This window comes from Pseudomonas sp. TH15, assembly GCF_016651105.1.
Lineage (GTDB): Bacteria > Pseudomonadota > Gammaproteobacteria > Pseudomonadales > Pseudomonadaceae > Aquipseudomonas.
Genome location: NZ_JAEKEL010000001.1, coordinates 58,199 through 73,545, shown reverse-complemented (window position 1 = coordinate 73,545; position 15,347 = coordinate 58,199). Strand labels below are relative to the sequence as shown.

The following is a 15,347-nucleotide window of genomic DNA, read 5'->3' as shown; positions in this document are numbered from 1 at the left end:
TTGGCTGAGCAACGCATCCGCCAGAACACGGAAGTCACCTTGCACTTTGCACTGCGCCTGGAGAACGGCGACACCGTCGACAGCACCTTCGACAAAGCCCCGGCGACCTTCAAGGTCGGCGACGGTAACCTGCTGCCAGGTTTCGAAGCGGCCCTGTTCGGCTTCAAGGCTGGCGATAAGCGGACGCTGACGATTGCGCCGGAAAACGCCTTTGGTCAGCCTAACCCGCAAAACGTACAGATCATCCCGCGTTCGCAGTTCAAGGACATGGAGCTGTCGCCGGGTTTGCTGGTGATCTTCAACGATGCGGCCAATACTGAGCTGCCCGGTGTGGTGAAAACCTTCGATGACGAGCAAGTGACCATCGACTTCAACCACCCGCTGGCTGGCAAGACATTGACCTTTGAAGTCGAGATCTTCGACGTCAAATCGCTGTAAGTAACACCGCAACCCATGTGGGAGCGGACTTTGCGAGAGCGAACTTTGTGGCGAGGGGATTTATCCCCGTTCGGCTGCGTAGCAGTCGTCGACCTATCAGTGCATTCATTGAGAATTGCGGTGACTGGTTCGGGGGCGCTTCGCACCCCAACGGGGATAAATCCCCTCAACACAGAGCTTTGCTCCTACAAGGGTGATTGATCTAATTTCTTGCGCGCAAGACACGAGGCACAGCATGCAAATCAAACTCGCCAACCCCCGTGGCTTCTGCGCCGGCGTGGACCGGGCGATCGAAATCGTCAACCGCGCCCTGGAAGTCTTCGGGCCGCCAATCTATGTGCGCCACGAAGTGGTCCACAATAAATTCGTCGTCGAAGACCTGCGTAACCGCGGGGCAATCTTTGTCGAAGAACTGGATCAGGTGCCGGACGACGTCATCGTGATCTTCAGTGCCCACGGCGTTTCCCAGGCTGTGCGTACCGAAGCCTCCGGCCGTGGCCTGAAAGTGTTCGATGCCACCTGCCCGCTGGTGACCAAGGTGCACATTGAAGTCGCACGCTACAGCCGTGACGGTCGTGAATGCATCCTGATCGGCCATGCCGGTCACCCGGAAGTCGAAGGCACCATGGGCCAGTACGACGGCAGCAATGGCGGCGCGATCTACCTGGTTGAAGACGAGAAAGACGTCGCTGCGTTGCAAGTACACAATCCCGAGAAACTGGCGTTTGTGACCCAGACCACGTTGTCCATGGACGACACCAGTCGCGTCATTGATGCCCTGCGCTTGCGTTTCCCGGCCATCGGTGGTCCACGCAAGGACGACATCTGTTACGCCACGCAAAACCGTCAGGACGCGGTCAAACAACTGGCCGACGAGTGCGACGTGGTATTGGTGGTCGGTAGCCCGAACAGCTCCAACTCCAATCGCTTGCGTGAACTGGCCGAGCGCATGTCTACACCGGCCTACCTGATCGACGGTGCCGAAGACCTGCAAAAGAGCTGGTTCGACGGCGTCGAGCGCATCGGCATCACCGCTGGTGCCTCCGCACCTGAAGTGTTGGTGCGTGGCGTGATCCAGCAGTTGCAGGCCTGGGGCGCTACCGGTGCCGATGAACTGGCCGGCCGCGAGGAGAACATCACCTTCTCCATGCCTAAAGAGTTGCGCGTGCGCTCGATTTGATGTTCTGCGCTTTTTGACACAGCGCCTGCTCAGTTTTTGTACTGCTCAGGCGCACTCGACCGCTAGCCGCCAGCACGATCTGCTGCTGGCTGACCGGTTCGCGAGTCGAGCAGATATGTAATGTCCCAGCCTGAAATGCCCGCCCGGGCATCAGCGGTTGTCCCAGACTGCTGAAACGCACGTAACGACTCACCGACCAATTGCCGACAATCGGCACTCGCCCGTCACTGGCGCGTTCGACCAACAAAGGATTGTTGCTGTCCTTCGGACCTTCGCCGCTAAGATCAAGAATGATCCGCCAGCCCTGGCTCCAATCGCCGTTGATGCCGTGGATGACTACGCTCTGACTGTGCGTAATGGCCATGCTGCGAGCGGTGCGGATGCCATCAAGCAGTGATTGCGCGGCCTGCTCACGATGATTCGATTCGGTAAGCGCCGCAAACGCCGGACTGACCAGCAATAGAACAATCCCGGCAATTGCCAGTCCCATAAGCAGTTCGATCAGGCTGAAACCTTGCTGATGCATGTATTTCCCTCCGTGGAATGCTGCGTTCGCGCAATCCTTGCGCGAGTAATGGCAAAACAACCGTACATCTGCCGGTCGAATGTTCTAGCGTGTAAGGGCAGGTATAGCCGACGGCAACGGAGGGCACCGATGGATCATCGTACAAAAGGTTTCACGCTGGTCGAGGTGCTGATCACCCTCGCGGTTTTTCTGATCCTGATCACGATGGCCGTGCCGATGTTTACCCGTTCGGTGCAAGGCACCCGGGCCGATACCGAGATCGGCGACTTGCAGCGAGGGCTCAATTACGCACGGCTGGAGGCCATCGACCGGGGCATTACCACGCGGCTGCGCCCAACGGCGGGTGGCAGCGTCTGGACCGGGGAACTGACGGTCTACGACAGTACTGGCACACCGGCCAATGTATTGCGGGTTGTTCCAGCGATGAGCAGCGGTGCGACTCTGACGCTAACCTCAGGAGTGACCACCATCGATTTCAACAATCTGGGCGGTTTGTCGGCACCGTCCTCGGCGGTGGTGATCAGTTATGTGTTGGGGGCGCAGAGCAGGACGCTGAATGTGTGCTTGAACGGACGGATTCTACTGGGTGGAAGTTGCGGATGAGGGAACGGAGCAAGGGTGCTCAGGAGGGCATGACGCTGATCGAGGTACTGGTCGCGTTGCTGATTCTGACGGTGGGGTTGTTGGGGGCGGCGGCGGTTCAGTTGAACGCGCTCAAGTACACCGACAGCTCGCGAATGACCAGCCAGGCGAGTTTTATCGCCTACGACATGATGGACCGCATCCGCGCCAACTCCGGCGCCGACTATACCGTCACGCCTCCGACGTCGGGCAACCTGAGCGTTGCCCGGGATCAGGATCTCTACGATTTCACCACCAACATCGTCAACTTCGGCGGTGCGAGCGCCACTGGCAGCGTTACGCTGAATCTGCGGGTGTACACCATCACCATCACCTGGGATGACTCGCGAGCCGCTAATGTCGCCAACACGCGTCGCAGTTTCGTTCTGACCAGTCGCGCCACCGCCGACCCGGTGACGACACCATGAAACATTACAGCCGAGGCTTTGGCCTGATCGAATTGATGATTGCGCTGATACTGAGCCTGATCGTGGTGCTGGGTGTGGCGCAGATTTTCATCTCGGCCAAAAACACCTACGTCAGCCAGAACACCGCGGCCGGCATGCAGGAAGATGCGCGGTTTGTATTGAGCAAGATGATTCAGGAAATCCGCGGGGTCGGTATGTTCGGTTGCCTGACGACTGTCACTGACGCCAGTTCGGCGGGTGATTTCAATGCCAGTCAGTTAGCGCCGATCAGTTGGGACAACACCAATCTCAAGCTCACGCTGGTCACGGCAGATGTGGGTGGTAACGGCGGGACGCCGACCTGGACGGTAGTTTCCGACTGTCGAAACAGTGCGTCGGCCTACACGGGCGTGCGGGCACCGGCCTCCGGGCAAATGGCTTTCCCGATTCGCCGGTTGATTTACAGCTTCAGCAACAACCAACTGTTGATGGGCGTCGGCAGCGGCACGCCGACCCAGGCGGTGCTGGTCAACAACGTCAGCGCATTCAACGTGTCGTTCGGTGTCGCCACCAGCACCACTGACGTGGGGGCCTCCAGTTACAGCAGCAACCCGGCCAACCCCGCGCTGATCCGCAGTGTTCGCCTGACCTTGACCCTGACCGATCCCAACAACCGCGTGCGCAATCAAACTTTCAACGTGGTTGCCGCTTTGCGCAACCGGCTTCAGTAGGTGAGTGCCGGATGAGAACCCTGACAAAAATGCAAAAAGACCAACAGGGAATGGCCTTGTTGATCAGCCTGGTGTTTCTGTTGCTGCTGACGTTGATCGGAATTTCATCGATGCAAAACGCGACCCTCCAGGAAAAAATGGCCGGCAGCGTGACCCTGCGCAATCAATCCTTTCAACTGGCCGAGATGAACTTGCGCATCGGCGAAAGCGCGGTGCAACTGGCGACCTATACGCTGGCAGTGTGTGGCTCCACGACGCAATGTGCGCCGCCGGCTGAATCCTCAGCGGTGACCGGTGCCGGGCTCAACTCCACGTCGGGGGTCAATTGGATCGCCGCCGGTGGCGGTTTTTATGGGGTGCAGAACATCGGCACCACGCTGACAGCCATCAATGTGCCGAGCAACACCTCGGCGACGCTGTATCGGGTCACGGCGGTGGGCATCGTGGGTAACAACATTCGCAGTGTGGTGGAGAGCGTCTATGCCAAGTATTGATCGGTGCCGGATGCTGCTGCTTGGCCTGTTGCTGAGTTTTTATCTGGCGGCGCCGGCCTGGGCGTTTACGCCTTCCGACTCACCGCTGCTGAGTGCTGCAGCGGTACCGCCCAATGTGATGCTGCTGATCGACGACTCCGGCAGCATGAACAGCATTATCTATGCGACAGGGTTTGATCCGACGGTTACCCGCACCCCCGCACGGCAATGCAACGCAGTGCTCGGGCTGTGCCTGACGTCATCAACGATCACCGGCGATCCGGTGTTTCTGTCGAGCCTGCCGACCTCCGGTTGCTCGGGCGGCGCCTATGCGTTTTACAACAACAGCCTGATTCCACAATGCCTGAAGCTGCCGGATCCGGTCGGTAGTGGCAACACGCGATACACCGGCGATTACATTGCCTATCTGGTAGGGCTGGCCAATGGTGCAAACCGTGACTTTACGACCGGCACGATCCCTACCGACTACCGGATCAACGTTGCGCGTAACGTGTCGACGGCATTGGTGACCAGTAACCGGGGCTTGCGTATCGGTTTGTCGACCTTCAATCCGCCTACCGGCAACAGCCCCGCAAACGGCGGATATATCGCACGTTCCATCAGCGATCTGGCGGTCGTCACTGGCAGCGTCACCCAGTCTCAAGCTGACAACAATTACAACAACTTGATCTCAGCCATCAACAACTTGAGCGCCATCGCCAACACGCCATTGGCCGAAACCTACTACGAAATCACCCGTTACTTTCGTGGCATGACGCCGTACTACAACTCGACGCCGGCAACCTACACCAGCCCGATCCAGTACCGCTGCCAAAAGAATTACGGCGTGGTGATCACCGATGGCCTTCCGACCTACGACCGCACCTTCCCGAGCAACGATCCGCTGGGCGGCAGCCGTTTACCCAACTGGGACGGGATCAACAATGACGGCAACAACCTCAATGGCGACAATGAGGGCGATACGCTGTATCTGGACGATATCGCCAAGTTCGCCTTCGACATCGACATGCGTTCGACCGGTACGGATCTGGCGGGCAAGGCCTGGAATTCCGCGGATTTCCCAAAGCAGAACATGAACACCTATACCGTCGGATTCACCTCGTCCAACCAGATGTTGTCGGATGCAGCGGCTTACGGCCAAGGCTTGTATTACCAGGCTAACGACGCTGCCGGCCTCAACGCGGCGTTGTCTTCTGCCCTGAGTAACATCACCTCCAAGGCTGGATCCGGCGGGAGTGGTGTCACCAGCAGCAGCACGCTGGCCAGCGGTTCGAGTTACTACCAGACCACGTACGACCCCAAGGACTGGCGCGGGACGATCAAGTCCTATGGTTTCACCACTAGCGGTTCGGTGAACACCGCAGCGGTGTTATGGACCACCGACACGGTCATCGTGCCTGGCGCTACGGCCCCGATCTACCAGTCCTGGAACAGCCTTACCAACGCTGTGATTACCCTGGCCTACAGCAACTTTTCCCCGGCCCAGCAAACGTCACTCGGCTTGAGCCTGCCGACCGGCATCGTCGGCAATGATCTGGTGGAATGGAGCAAGGGCACCAACAAGACCGGGCTGAAAGTACGCACGGTGCTACTGGGAGACATCATCAACTCGCCGCTGGCACTGGCTTCGCCCACAGACCAAACCGCTTCGGACCTGGTGGGCGACTCCACTTACACCGCCTACCTGGCAACCAAAGCGGCCAACATGAGCGCCAGCCTGGTGGTCAATGCCAACAACGGCTTCCTCAACGTTATCAACGCGGCCAACGGCGCCCGACGTTTTGCCTATATGCCTTCGAGTGTGTTGCCATCGTTGCACTACATCGCCGATCCCGCCTACATCAACGGGGTGAGCCACAAGTTTCTGGTCGATGGTCAGGTCGGCGTGTTCGATATGCAACTCAACAGCGCCTGGAAAACCCTGGCCCTTGGCGGTGTAGGGGCCGGTGGCAAGACGTTCTACGCCGTGCAGTTGTTCGATGCCTCGGCGGGCAATGTATTCAATGCGTTGTGGGAAATCAGTGCGCCGACCACTGCGAACACGGCAAACGTTTTCAATGACCTGGGTTATGCCTATGCCCGCCCCGAAGTGGCACGCTTGGCCGATGGGCGCTGGGCGGCATTCATCTCCAATGGTTATGGGAGCAATTCCGGTGTCGCGGCGTTGTATGTGGTGGATGTTCGTGACGGTTCGCTGATCAAGAAAATCGTCATCGACAGTACCGAAACCACCAACGGCTTGTCGTCGGTGAAGCTCAAGGTCAACTCGCAGAACGTGGTGCAGGCCGCTTATGGCGGCGACTTGAAAGGGCGCATGTGGAAGTTCGACCTGAGCGGCGCGACGACCGACACCTGGGGCGTGGCCTTTTCCGGCAAGCCGTTGTTCACGACTCCCGGTGGCACCACTCAGCCGATTACCGCGCAACCACTGCTGGCGGACAACTCCCTGGGCGGCAAGGAAGTGTTTTTCGGCACCGGCAAATTCAACGAGACCACCGACAAGACCAGTAAGGATCTCCAGGCCTTTTACGCAGTCTGGGATGCCAATGGCGGCGCTGGTCAACTGACCGTGTCGAGTTTGCAGGCACAGGCGGTGACCGGAGTGACCACCAGCAGCACCGGCGGGCAGTTCATCACCACGACTCAGAATGAAACGACTTACCCGGCGGAGCAGGGCTGGTACCTGCCGCTGGTTTACAACAACGTGCTGACGGGTGAGCGGGTGATCAATCAGGCCAGTCTGGTGGCTGGTCGGATCGTGTTCACCACGGCCAGCGTGGATACCACCGACCCTTGCGCCAGTTTCGGCACCGGCAAACTGGTCGAACTGGATGCATTCAGCGGTAAGATGCTCAACTACGCAGTGCTCGACACCAATGGTGACGGGGTGGTCGACAGCAACGATGCGATTTCCAGCGGGGTGATTTTCACCGGTGGTATTCCAACGCTGAACGCGGTCGTCAACAATGCGTCCCGCAAGATCGTGAACGACTCCAGCGGCGGCATTACCTCCCTTGTGGAGAAACCCGGCGGTGGCGGCAGCCGTCGCATCATGTGGCGACAAATACAGTAAGTGAGAGTTGAGGCAATGCGCAGATCCAACCGAGGTTTTACCCTGATCGAAATCATGATCGTGATTGCGATCATCGGGATAATCGCCACCATTGGCTATCCGAGCTTCACCGAATACGTGAAAAAGGGCCGTCGCGCCGACGTGGTCGGGCTGCTTTCCGATCAAGCGCAGATTCTTGAGCGGTTCTATTCAAAAAATAACGTTTACACCAACGTCACAGGCCTGAGCGCGGGTAACGACTACTACACCATTACACCGACCATCACCGATCAGACCTTCCTCGTGACGGCTGTGCGCAAGGTCGGCGCGGCCATGGCTACTGACAAGTGCGGCGATTTCACCATCACCAGTACCGGCGTCAGAGGCATGGTCAACGCCCAGGCCGGGCTGGTCACCAAGGATTGCTGGGGTCGCTGAGTTTCTTTTTCGGGTGCCTCTTGCGCCCTCTGTCTAATGAACGGTTGGATCAGAACATGAGCAGGCAACAGCAAGTGGTGATTGTCGGCGGCGGGGTGATCGGCCTGCTGACCGCATTCAATCTCGCGTCCGAAGTACAGAGCGTTGTGCTGCTGGATCGCTCGAACGTCGGCCAGGAGTCATCGTGGGCCGGGGGTGGCATCGTTTCGCCGCTCTATCCGTGGCGCTACAGCCCGGCGGTTACTGCGTTGGCTCACTGGTCCCAGGATTTCTATCCACAGCTGGGTGAAAGGCTTTTTGCCGCCACCGGTGTCGACCCCGAAGTGCACACAACCGGGCTGTACTGGCTGGACCTGGACGACGAGGCCGAAGCGCTGGCCTGGGCCAAGCGGGAAAATCGTCCGCTACGGGCTGTGGATATCTCGGCGGCTCATGACGCTGTGCCTGTCTTGGGTAGCGGTTTTTCCCGGGCGATCTACATGGCCGATGTGGCCAATGTGCGCAACCCACGGCTGGTGAAGTCCTTGAAAGCGGCGCTGGTGGCGCTGCCGAACGTGACGATCCATGAGCAGTGCGAAGTCAGCGGGTTTATCCGTGAAGGCGATGCGGTGGTCGGGGTGCAGACATCAACGGGCGCGATTTATGGTGATCAGGTGGTGCTGACGGCCGGAGCCTGGAGCGGCGACTTGCTCAAAAGCCTTGGCCTGGAGCTCCCGGTCGAGCCGGTCAAAGGCCAGATGATTCTCTACAAATGCGCGGCGGACTTCCTGCCGAGCATGGTGCTGGCCAAGGGGCGATATGCGATTCCGCGACGCGATGGGCATATCCTGATCGGCAGTACGCTGGAGCACGAAGGATACGACAAGACCCCGACCGAATCGGCGCTGGAAAGCCTGAAAGCCTCGGCCGTGGAGTTGATTCCGGCGCTGGCGGATGCCGAGGTGGTGGGCCACTGGGCCGGGTTGCGGCCGGGTTCGCCAGAAGGCATTCCCTACATTGGCCGGGTGCCAGGGTTTGACGGGCTCTGGCTCAATTGCGGGCATTATCGCAATGGGCTGGTGCTGGCACCGGCGTCGTGTCAGTTGTTTGCGGATGTGATGCTGGGCAGGGCGCCGATCATTGATCCGGCACCGTATGCGCCGGTTGGGCGGATTTAAAGTCAGGATCAAAAGATCGCAGCCTTCGGCAGCTCCTACGCCAATCGCATTCCACGTAGGAGCTGCCGAAGGCTGCGATCTTTTAGAGGCTAATCCAAACCGAGTTTCTTCAGCCTGTAGCGCATCGACCGAAACGACAGATTCAGCCGCTGCGCCGCCGCCGTGCGGTTCCAGCGGGTTTCTTCCAGCGCCTGGAGGATGAGTTTGCGTTCGACGTTTTCCAGATAATCTTCCAGATTGTCGATCCGGGTCAGGTCCGGCACGCCGGCTTCGGCAGCGCAGTTACCGTCGGCCAGGCGCAAGTCGCTGGCTTCGATCTGTTTGTTCTCGCACAAGGTGTGGGCGCGTTCGAGCATGTTCTCCAGTTCCCGCACGTTGCCTGGGAAGCGGTAGCTTTTCAGCGCATCAAGGGCTAGCGGGTGGAGTTTTGTCGCGGGTTGGCCGGTGCCGGCCGCCAGGCGCTTGAGTACATGGCTGGCGAGTGTCTCGATATCGTCCCGGCGTTCACGCAGGGGCGGCACCCGCAACTCGATCACGTTGAGCCGATAATACAAATCCTGACGAAAACGTTCGGCACTGACTTCGGCGTCGAGGTCTTTATGGGTGGCGCAAAGGATGCGTACATCGACCACGGTTTCCTGCTGGCCGCCGACGCTGCGCACGGCTTTCTCCTGAATCGCCCGCAGCAGTTTGACCTGCATCGCCAGCGGTAAATCAGCCACTTCATCGAGGAACAGAGTGCCGCCATGGGCTGCCTGGAACAGGCCTGGTTTGTCTTCGATGGCGCCGCTGAAACTGCCTTTGCGATGGCCGAAAAATTCGCTTTCCATCAATTCCGACGGTATCGCCCCGCAGTTGACCGGGACGAAGGGACGATTGGCGCGCGGGCCTTGTTCGTGAATCAGACGAGCGACCAGTTCCTTGCCGCTGCCGGATTCACCGCTGATGTACACCGGTGCCTGGCTGCGGGCCAGCTTGTCGATTTGTTTACGCAGGCTGCGCATGGGCAACGAATCGCCGAGCAATCGTCGATCGATGGCGGTACTGGTGCCACCGGGTGCGGGCAGGCGCAGGGCACTGGTGACCAGTTCCCGGAGCCGGGTCAGGTCCACCGGTTTGGTCAGAAAGTCGAAGGCACCAGCCTTGAGGGCGTTGATGGCGGTTTCCAGGCTGCCGTAGGCGGTGATCATCGCCACCGGCACTTGGGCGTAACGTTGCTGGATGTGCTGCACCAGTTCCAGACCAGTGCCGTCCGGCAGGCGCATGTCGGTCAGGCACAGGTCGAATGACTCCCGGGCCAGCAGGGCTTGGGCTTCGCCAAGGTTGCGGGCACTGAAAGTGTCGAGTTTCATCCGTCCCAGGGTGATTTCCAGGAGTTCGCGGATATCCGGTTCGTCGTCGACGATCAGGACTTTTTGCCGTGGGCTCATGTTCAACTTTGTTTCCGTCCGTGTGCAAAGGTGATGCGAAAGCAGCCGCCGCCTTGGCGTGGTTTGAAGTCTAGGCGCGCCTGGTTGCTTTCGCACAGCTCACGGGACAGATAAAGCCCCAGGCCAGTGCCCTGGCTGCTGGTGGTGAAGAAGGGTTCGAACAAGTGCGCCTGCTGGTCCGGCGCCACGCCGGGGCCATTGTCCTGCACCTCGAGGACCGGCAACTGGCTGTCGGGGTCGACAAACAACTCAAGCCAGACCTCTGCCTGTTTATGAATCAGGGCGCTGTGACGCCAGCCATTGCGCAACAAATTGTCGAGTATCTGGGACAGTTGATTCGTGTCCATCAGCGTTGTGACATGGCCGGCGCCGATGCGCAGGTGAATGGTCTGGCGTTCGGTCGCGGTCTCGCGGGCTTCGGCGACGAACCGCGCAAGCCACGGCTTCAGATCGAGCCGTTGCGGCGTGGTTTGCTGACGGCGGGACAGTTGCAGGACGTTTTCGATAACCCGATTCATTCGCTGAGAGTGGTCTTGAATAATCTGGGTCAGACGTCTATCCGCGCCGTTCAGTTCCTCGGATTCCTGCAGCAACTGTGCGGCATGACTGATGGCGCCCAGCGGATTGCGGATCTCGTGGGCGATACCGGCGGTCAGGCGACCCAGGGCGGCGAGTTTCAGTTGCTGGGCCTGCTGGGAGATCTGGGCGAGGTCTTCGAGAAAGACCAAGGTCTGATGATGGGGGCTTTGGTCCAGGGCAATGAAGCTTGGTTGCAGCTCGAGGCCGGAACTGGCGATTTTCAGACTTTGGGGTCGCAAGGTCGGGTTGTTGAACCACAGTTGCAGGCGTTCGACCAAGGTCGGTGAATAATCATCGATCAACTCGCCGTCGAGGTGGTCCTGGCCCAGTTGGGACCGGGCGCTGTGGTTGGCCAGTTGCACCCGCCGCTGGTCATCGAGCACCAGGATGCCGGTGCGCATACGTTGCAAAATCAGCGCGTTCAGGGCTTCAAGGCCGACCACTTCGCTGGCCCGCTGCTCGGCCAGGTGTTCGCTGACCTCCAGACGTCGGATCAGACCTTGCACCAGCAATGCCGCGGCAAAGCACAGGGCGCCAAGCGTGCCGGCTTGCAGGTAGTCGTTGGGGCTGGTGGGGCGGCTGAAACTCAGCAGGAAGCTCAAACCGACAATGCCAATGGCCGCGACTGCGGCGATCAGCAAGCCAATACGCCCGCGCAACAGTGTGTTGCCGATGGCCACGGACACGATCAGCAAATTGCCAATGGCGCTGGCCGCACCGCCGGCAGCGTAGAACAGACCGCACAGCAGCAACACATCGGCCAGGGCCAGGCTGAATAACTGGCCGGGACGGCGGGTATTCTCCAGGAACACCACCAGCAGAATATTCAGTACCAGGTACAACCAGCTGCCACTGCGCAGCAGGTCGTTGTTGGCGAACATCAGCAACTGGTTGTCCATGTTGCTGGAGATCAACAGCACCAAGGTGATGCCGATACTTAAACGGTAGAGATGATAGAGGCGCAGCAGTCGCTGGGCTTGTTTGCTGCCGGGGCTGGAAGCCTCAGCGATCACTGGAGCCCGGGCCTTGCTCGAGGTGAGCCTGGCTGCAATACCACTGTTGTTGAAGACTCAGCGCACGGTCGCGAGGCAGGTGCACGCCGCAGTGGGCGCAACGAACCATCGGCGACGCGTCTTGCTCGCGCGGGGCACGGTTGGATTGATTTGAAGCGACGGGCGCCTTGAACTTGCGCCAGAACCATACCGCAGCGGCAATCAGGGCGATCCAGAACAGTAAACGAAGCATGGCGGGCTGCTTTATGAATGATGATCAGGCAGTTTAGCCAAGGACCCGACTAGCGCACAGCCTATTAAAGCGCGGACATGAAAAAGGGAGATCCGCAGATCTCCCTTTTTGTCCATCCGGTGTGATCAGTCGAACACGCCGAAGGTCATGTAGCTGAACCACGAACGGTCGCTGTTGTTGCCTTCCGCTTCGTGTTGTTCTTCCTGGATCACTTCGCCGTTGCCATCTTTAGGCTTGAGCTCGCTAGGAATCGAATCTTTCGCGTCCTGGAACTGCTTCTGCACGTCCTGGTTGGCGCGGGTTTCGCCCGGTGGCAGCGGCGGACGGGATTCGATCAGGCCCAGGGTCGCCTTGCTCAGCCACGAACGGTTGTCCGCTTCGGCTACCGATGGCTTGAACTGACCGTCCACCAGGCTTGGGTGGTTCGGGTAGTTGAGCTTCAGGGTTTCGAGGCTGGTGTTGGCCAGTTCGTCCAGGTGCAGACGCTGGTAGGACTCGACCATCACCGCCAGGCCGTCACCGACCGAAGGGGTTTCCTGGAAGTTCTCCACGACATAACGACCACGGTTCGCGGCGGCGACGTAGGCCTGACGAGTCAGGTAGTAGTCGGCAACGTGAATCTCGTAGGAGGCCAGCAGGTTGCGCAGATAAATCATGCGCTGCTTGGCATCCGGCGAGTAGCGGCTGTTCGGGTAGCGGCTGGTCAGCTGGGCGAACTCGTTGTACGAGTCGCGGGCAGCGCCCGGGTCACGCTTGGTCATGTCCAGCGGCAGGAAGCGCGCCAGCAGGCCGACGTCCTGGTCGAAGGAGGTCAGACCCTTGAGGTAATACGCGTAATCCACGTTCGGATGCTGTGGGTGCAAACGAATAAAACGCTCGGCGGCAGACTTGGCAGCCTCAGGTTCGGCGTTTTTGTAGTTGGCGTAGATGAGCTCGAGTTGAGCCTGATCAGCGTAGCGCCCGAACGGATAACGCGACTCCAGGGCCTTCAGCTTGGCTGTGGCACTGGTGTAGCTACTGTTATCCAGATCTTTCTGAGCCTGCTGGTACAGCTCGACTTCGCTAAGGTTTTCGTCTACGACTTCCTTCGATGAGCAAGCAGCGGTCAATGCGAGGATGGCGATCAGCAGCAGGTGTTTCACTTGCATGGCGGCTTGCGTCCCTATGACGGCCGCTGTCTTGGGCGGGGCCGTCCTGTTATGATGAGCGCCCCTTTGAATAGCATCGGGGCAAAAGACGCCGTATTTAACCACAAGCGCGCAGCCGAAACCAAAGGCTGTGCCGACGCCTAGTCTGAGCATGTCCGATAAAATTGAACTTCGCGCAGAGGTGCCGTCCGAATTGGGCGGCCAACGCCTCGATCAAGTCGCCGCACAATTATTCGCTGAGCACTCGCGCTCGCGCCTTTCCGCCTGGATCAAAGACGGCCGCCTGACTGTGGATGGGGCGGTTATCCGCCCGCGAGACATCGTTCATGGTGGCGCCATTCTTGAGCTAACCGCCGAGCAGGAAGCTCAGGGCGAATGGATCGCTCAGGACATTGAGCTGGACATCGTCTATGAAGATGACGACATCCTGGTGATCAACAAACCTGCGGGTCTGGTGGTGCATCCGGCTGCCGGTCACGCTGACGGCACCTTGCTCAACGCCTTGCTGCACCACGTGCCGGACATTATCAATGTGCCCCGCGCCGGTATCGTGCATCGCCTGGACAAGGACACCACTGGTCTGATGGTGGTGGCCAAGACCATTCAAGCGCAGACGCAGCTGGTAACACAGTTGCAGAGTCGCAGCGTCAGCCGGATCTACGAGTGCATCGTGATCGGTGTGGTGACCGCCGGCGGCAAAATCAACGCGCCGATCGGTCGTCACGGCCAGCAACGCCAGCGCATGGCGGTGATGGAAGGTGGCAAGCAAGCCGTCAGCCACTACCGCGTGCTCGAGCGTTTCCGCTCCCACACTCACGTGCGGGTGAAGCTGGAAACCGGTCGTACGCACCAGATTCGTGTGCATATGTCTCACATCAACTTCCCGTTGGTCGGAGATCCTGCCTACGGCGGTCGTTTCCGTATCCCGCCGGCAGCCAGTGTGACCATGGTCGAATCGTTGAAGGCGTTTCCACGTCAGGCACTGCATGCGCGGTTCCTGGAGCTGGATCATCCGACGACCGGTAAACGCATGAGCTGGGAATCGCCACTTCCGGACGATTTCGTCTGGTTGCTGACCCTGCTCAAGCAAGACCGTGAGGCGTTCATCGGATGAGCGACTGGCTGATTCCCGACTGGCCTGCGCCTGCCGGGGTGAAAGCCTGTGTGACCACCCGTGCGGGCGGCGTCAGTCTGGCGCCGTTCGACAGCCTCAACCTCGGCGATCACGTCGACGACAGCCCAGACGCTGTGGCCGAAAATCGCCGTCGCCTCACCGATCATTTCTCTATTCAACCGGCCTGGTTACAGCAGGTTCACGGCATTGCTGTGTCTCATGCTGATCCAGGTCTGGTAGCCACTGCCGACGCCAGTTGGACGGCGACGCCCGGTATTGCCTGCACGGCGATGACGGCAGATTGCCTGCCTGCACTGTTCTGCGACCGTGCCGGCACTCGCGTCGCGGCAGCCCATGCCGGCTGGCGCGGGCTGGCGGCGGGTGTGCTGGAGGCGACCCTCGACAGTCTGGCCGTGGCACCGCATGAGGTGCTGGTCTGGCTCGGCCCGGCCATAGGCCCGCAAGCCTTTGAAGTCGGCCCCGAAGTACGGGAAGTCTTCATCCAGCAACTGCCTGAGGCTGCTAAAGCCTTCGTTCCGAGTCAGAACGCCGGCAAGTTCATGGCCGACATCTATGAGCTCGCGCGTTTGCGTCTGGCCGCTCGTGGCGTCACCGCTGTTTATGGTGGCGGTTTCTGCACCGTGACCGATCCACGCTTCTTTTCTTACCGCCGCAGTCCACACACTGGTCGGTTTGCCTCTTTGATCTGGCTCGAAGACTAAGCTTCCCTGATCTACATCAACCGTATGACGCTTGAAACTCCCAGAATCGACCGCATCTAGTGAGG

At 59.6% G+C, this 15,347-nt stretch carries 16 protein-coding genes; 11 read left to right on the top strand and 5 right to left on the bottom strand.

The window, feature by feature from the left end; genetic code table 11:
• Together fkpB and ispH are read left to right on the top strand one after the other, a co-directional pair.
• Positions 1-438, top strand: coding sequence for an FKBP-type peptidyl-prolyl cis-trans isomerase (gene fkpB / locus JFT87_RS00360; RefSeq protein WP_201194680.1), 438 nt, complete (start codon positions 1-3; stop codon positions 436-438).
• A 235-nt stretch (positions 439-673) separates the two neighbouring features.
• The gene (ispH, locus tag JFT87_RS00355) at positions 674-1,618 is read left to right on the top strand and encodes a 4-hydroxy-3-methylbut-2-enyl diphosphate reductase (protein WP_201198063.1); all 945 of its coding nucleotides are present in this window, start codon (positions 674-676) and stop codon (positions 1,616-1,618) included.
• Here ispH and JFT87_RS00350 read toward each other — a convergent pair.
• Positions 1,590-2,144, bottom strand: coding sequence for a GspH/FimT family pseudopilin (locus tag JFT87_RS00350; RefSeq protein ID WP_201198062.1), 555 nt, complete (start codon positions 2,142-2,144; stop codon positions 1,590-1,592). The two genes, ispH and JFT87_RS00350, sit on opposite strands and share 29 nt — an antisense overlap.
• Positions 2,145-2,273: 129 nt before the next feature.
• Between JFT87_RS00350 and JFT87_RS00345 the strand changes: the two genes are divergently transcribed.
• The 7 genes from JFT87_RS00345 to thiO are packed head-to-tail and all read left to right on the top strand — an operon-like array spanning position 2,274 to position 9,044.
• Complete coding sequence (locus JFT87_RS00345; RefSeq protein WP_201198061.1) at positions 2,274-2,747, top strand: GspH/FimT family pseudopilin; 474 nt, start codon at positions 2,274-2,276, stop codon at positions 2,745-2,747.
• Positions 2,744-3,193 carry a type IV pilus modification protein PilV gene (pilV, locus tag JFT87_RS00340; RefSeq protein WP_201198060.1) on the top strand — a complete coding sequence of 150 codons (450 nt, stop codon included), beginning with the start codon at positions 2,744-2,746 and terminating at the stop codon, positions 3,191-3,193. The genes JFT87_RS00345 and pilV overlap by 4 nt, the downstream gene beginning before the upstream one ends.
• Complete coding sequence (locus tag JFT87_RS00335; protein ID WP_201198059.1) at positions 3,190-3,903, top strand: PilW family protein; 714 nt, start codon at positions 3,190-3,192, stop codon at positions 3,901-3,903. Before pilV ends, JFT87_RS00335 begins: the two co-directional genes overlap by 4 nt.
• Positions 3,904-3,914: 11 nt before the next feature.
• Entirely contained in the window at positions 3,915-4,397 is a 483-nt protein-coding gene (locus tag JFT87_RS00330) for a pilus assembly PilX family protein (RefSeq protein WP_201198058.1), read from the top strand.
• A complete protein-coding gene (locus tag JFT87_RS00325; protein WP_201198057.1) occupies positions 4,384-7,470 on the top strand; it encodes a pilus assembly protein in 3,087 nt (1,028 codons plus the stop codon). The genes JFT87_RS00330 and JFT87_RS00325 overlap by 14 nt, the downstream gene beginning before the upstream one ends.
• Before the next feature lie 15 nt (positions 7,471-7,485).
• Entirely contained in the window at positions 7,486-7,887 is a 402-nt protein-coding gene (locus JFT87_RS00320; RefSeq protein WP_201198056.1) for a type IV pilin protein, read from the top strand.
• Between the two features lie 56 nt (positions 7,888-7,943).
• Complete coding sequence (gene thiO, locus JFT87_RS00315; protein ID WP_201198055.1) at positions 7,944-9,044, top strand: glycine oxidase ThiO; 1,101 nt, start codon at positions 7,944-7,946, stop codon at positions 9,042-9,044.
• 89 nt (positions 9,045-9,133) lie between these two features.
• Here the strand turns inward: thiO and JFT87_RS00310 are convergent, their stop codons facing one another.
• The 4 genes from JFT87_RS00310 to JFT87_RS00295 all read right to left on the bottom strand — a co-directional run bounded on the left by JFT87_RS00310 (position 9,134) and on the right by JFT87_RS00295 (position 13,446).
• Entirely contained in the window at positions 9,134-10,474 is a 1,341-nt protein-coding gene (locus JFT87_RS00310) for a sigma-54-dependent transcriptional regulator (protein WP_201198054.1), read from the bottom strand.
• Positions 10,475-10,476: 2 nt separating this feature from the next.
• Positions 10,477-12,066, bottom strand: a complete 1,590-nt coding sequence (locus tag JFT87_RS00305) for a sensor histidine kinase (protein ID WP_201198053.1) — start codon at positions 12,064-12,066, stop codon at positions 10,477-10,479.
• A complete protein-coding gene (locus JFT87_RS00300) occupies positions 12,056-12,298 on the bottom strand; it encodes a PP0621 family protein (RefSeq protein ID WP_201198052.1) in 243 nt (80 codons plus the stop codon). Before JFT87_RS00300 ends, JFT87_RS00305 begins: the two co-directional genes overlap by 11 nt.
• Positions 12,299-12,423: 125 nt before the next feature.
• The gene (locus JFT87_RS00295; RefSeq protein WP_201198051.1) at positions 12,424-13,446 is read right to left on the bottom strand and encodes an outer membrane protein assembly factor BamD; all 1,023 of its coding nucleotides are present in this window, start codon (positions 13,444-13,446) and stop codon (positions 12,424-12,426) included.
• A 151-nt stretch (positions 13,447-13,597) separates the two neighbouring features.
• On the opposite strand from JFT87_RS00295, the gene rluD reads away from it, so the two are divergent.
• Positions 13,598-14,560 (top strand): 23S rRNA pseudouridine(1911/1915/1917) synthase RluD, encoded by a 963-nt coding sequence (gene rluD / locus JFT87_RS00290; RefSeq protein ID WP_201198050.1) that lies wholly within the window; start codon positions 13,598-13,600, stop codon positions 14,558-14,560.
• Complete coding sequence (pgeF, locus tag JFT87_RS00285; RefSeq protein WP_201198049.1) at positions 14,557-15,282, top strand: peptidoglycan editing factor PgeF; 726 nt, start codon at positions 14,557-14,559, stop codon at positions 15,280-15,282. The genes rluD and pgeF overlap by 4 nt, the downstream gene beginning before the upstream one ends.
• The last annotated feature ends 65 nt before the right edge of the window (positions 15,283-15,347 follow it).

What these genes read in the sequence shown, in the direction of transcription:
- JFT87_RS00335 (WP_201198059.1), top strand. Translation starts at nt 3,190, where the DNA reads ATGAAACATTACAGCCGAGGCTTTGGCCTGATCGAATTGATGATTGCG.
- JFT87_RS00350 (WP_201198062.1), bottom strand. Translation starts at nt 2,144, where the DNA reads ATGCATCAGCAAGGTTTCAGCCTGATCGAACTGCTTATGGGACTGGCA.
- rluD (WP_201198050.1), top strand. Translation starts at nt 13,598, where the DNA reads ATGTCCGATAAAATTGAACTTCGCGCAGAGGTGCCGTCCGAATTGGGC.
- pilV (WP_201198060.1), top strand. Translation starts at nt 2,744, where the DNA reads ATGAGGGAACGGAGCAAGGGTGCTCAGGAGGGCATGACGCTGATCGAG.
- pgeF (WP_201198049.1), top strand. Translation starts at nt 14,557, where the DNA reads ATGAGCGACTGGCTGATTCCCGACTGGCCTGCGCCTGCCGGGGTGAAA.
- JFT87_RS00325 (WP_201198057.1), top strand. Translation starts at nt 4,384, where the DNA reads ATGCCAAGTATTGATCGGTGCCGGATGCTGCTGCTTGGCCTGTTGCTG.
- JFT87_RS00310 (WP_201198054.1), bottom strand. Translation starts at nt 10,474, where the DNA reads ATGAGCCCACGGCAAAAAGTCCTGATCGTCGACGACGAACCGGATATC.
- thiO (WP_201198055.1), top strand. Translation starts at nt 7,944, where the DNA reads ATGAGCAGGCAACAGCAAGTGGTGATTGTCGGCGGCGGGGTGATCGGC.
- JFT87_RS00320 (WP_201198056.1), top strand. Translation starts at nt 7,486, where the DNA reads ATGCGCAGATCCAACCGAGGTTTTACCCTGATCGAAATCATGATCGTG.
- JFT87_RS00330 (WP_201198058.1), top strand. Translation starts at nt 3,915, where the DNA reads ATGAGAACCCTGACAAAAATGCAAAAAGACCAACAGGGAATGGCCTTG.
- ispH (WP_201198063.1), top strand. Translation starts at nt 674, where the DNA reads ATGCAAATCAAACTCGCCAACCCCCGTGGCTTCTGCGCCGGCGTGGAC.
- JFT87_RS00300 (WP_201198052.1), bottom strand. Translation starts at nt 12,298, where the DNA reads ATGCTTCGTTTACTGTTCTGGATCGCCCTGATTGCCGCTGCGGTATGG.
- JFT87_RS00295 (WP_201198051.1), bottom strand. Translation starts at nt 13,446, where the DNA reads ATGCAAGTGAAACACCTGCTGCTGATCGCCATCCTCGCATTGACCGCT.
- JFT87_RS00345 (WP_201198061.1), top strand. Translation starts at nt 2,274, where the DNA reads ATGGATCATCGTACAAAAGGTTTCACGCTGGTCGAGGTGCTGATCACC.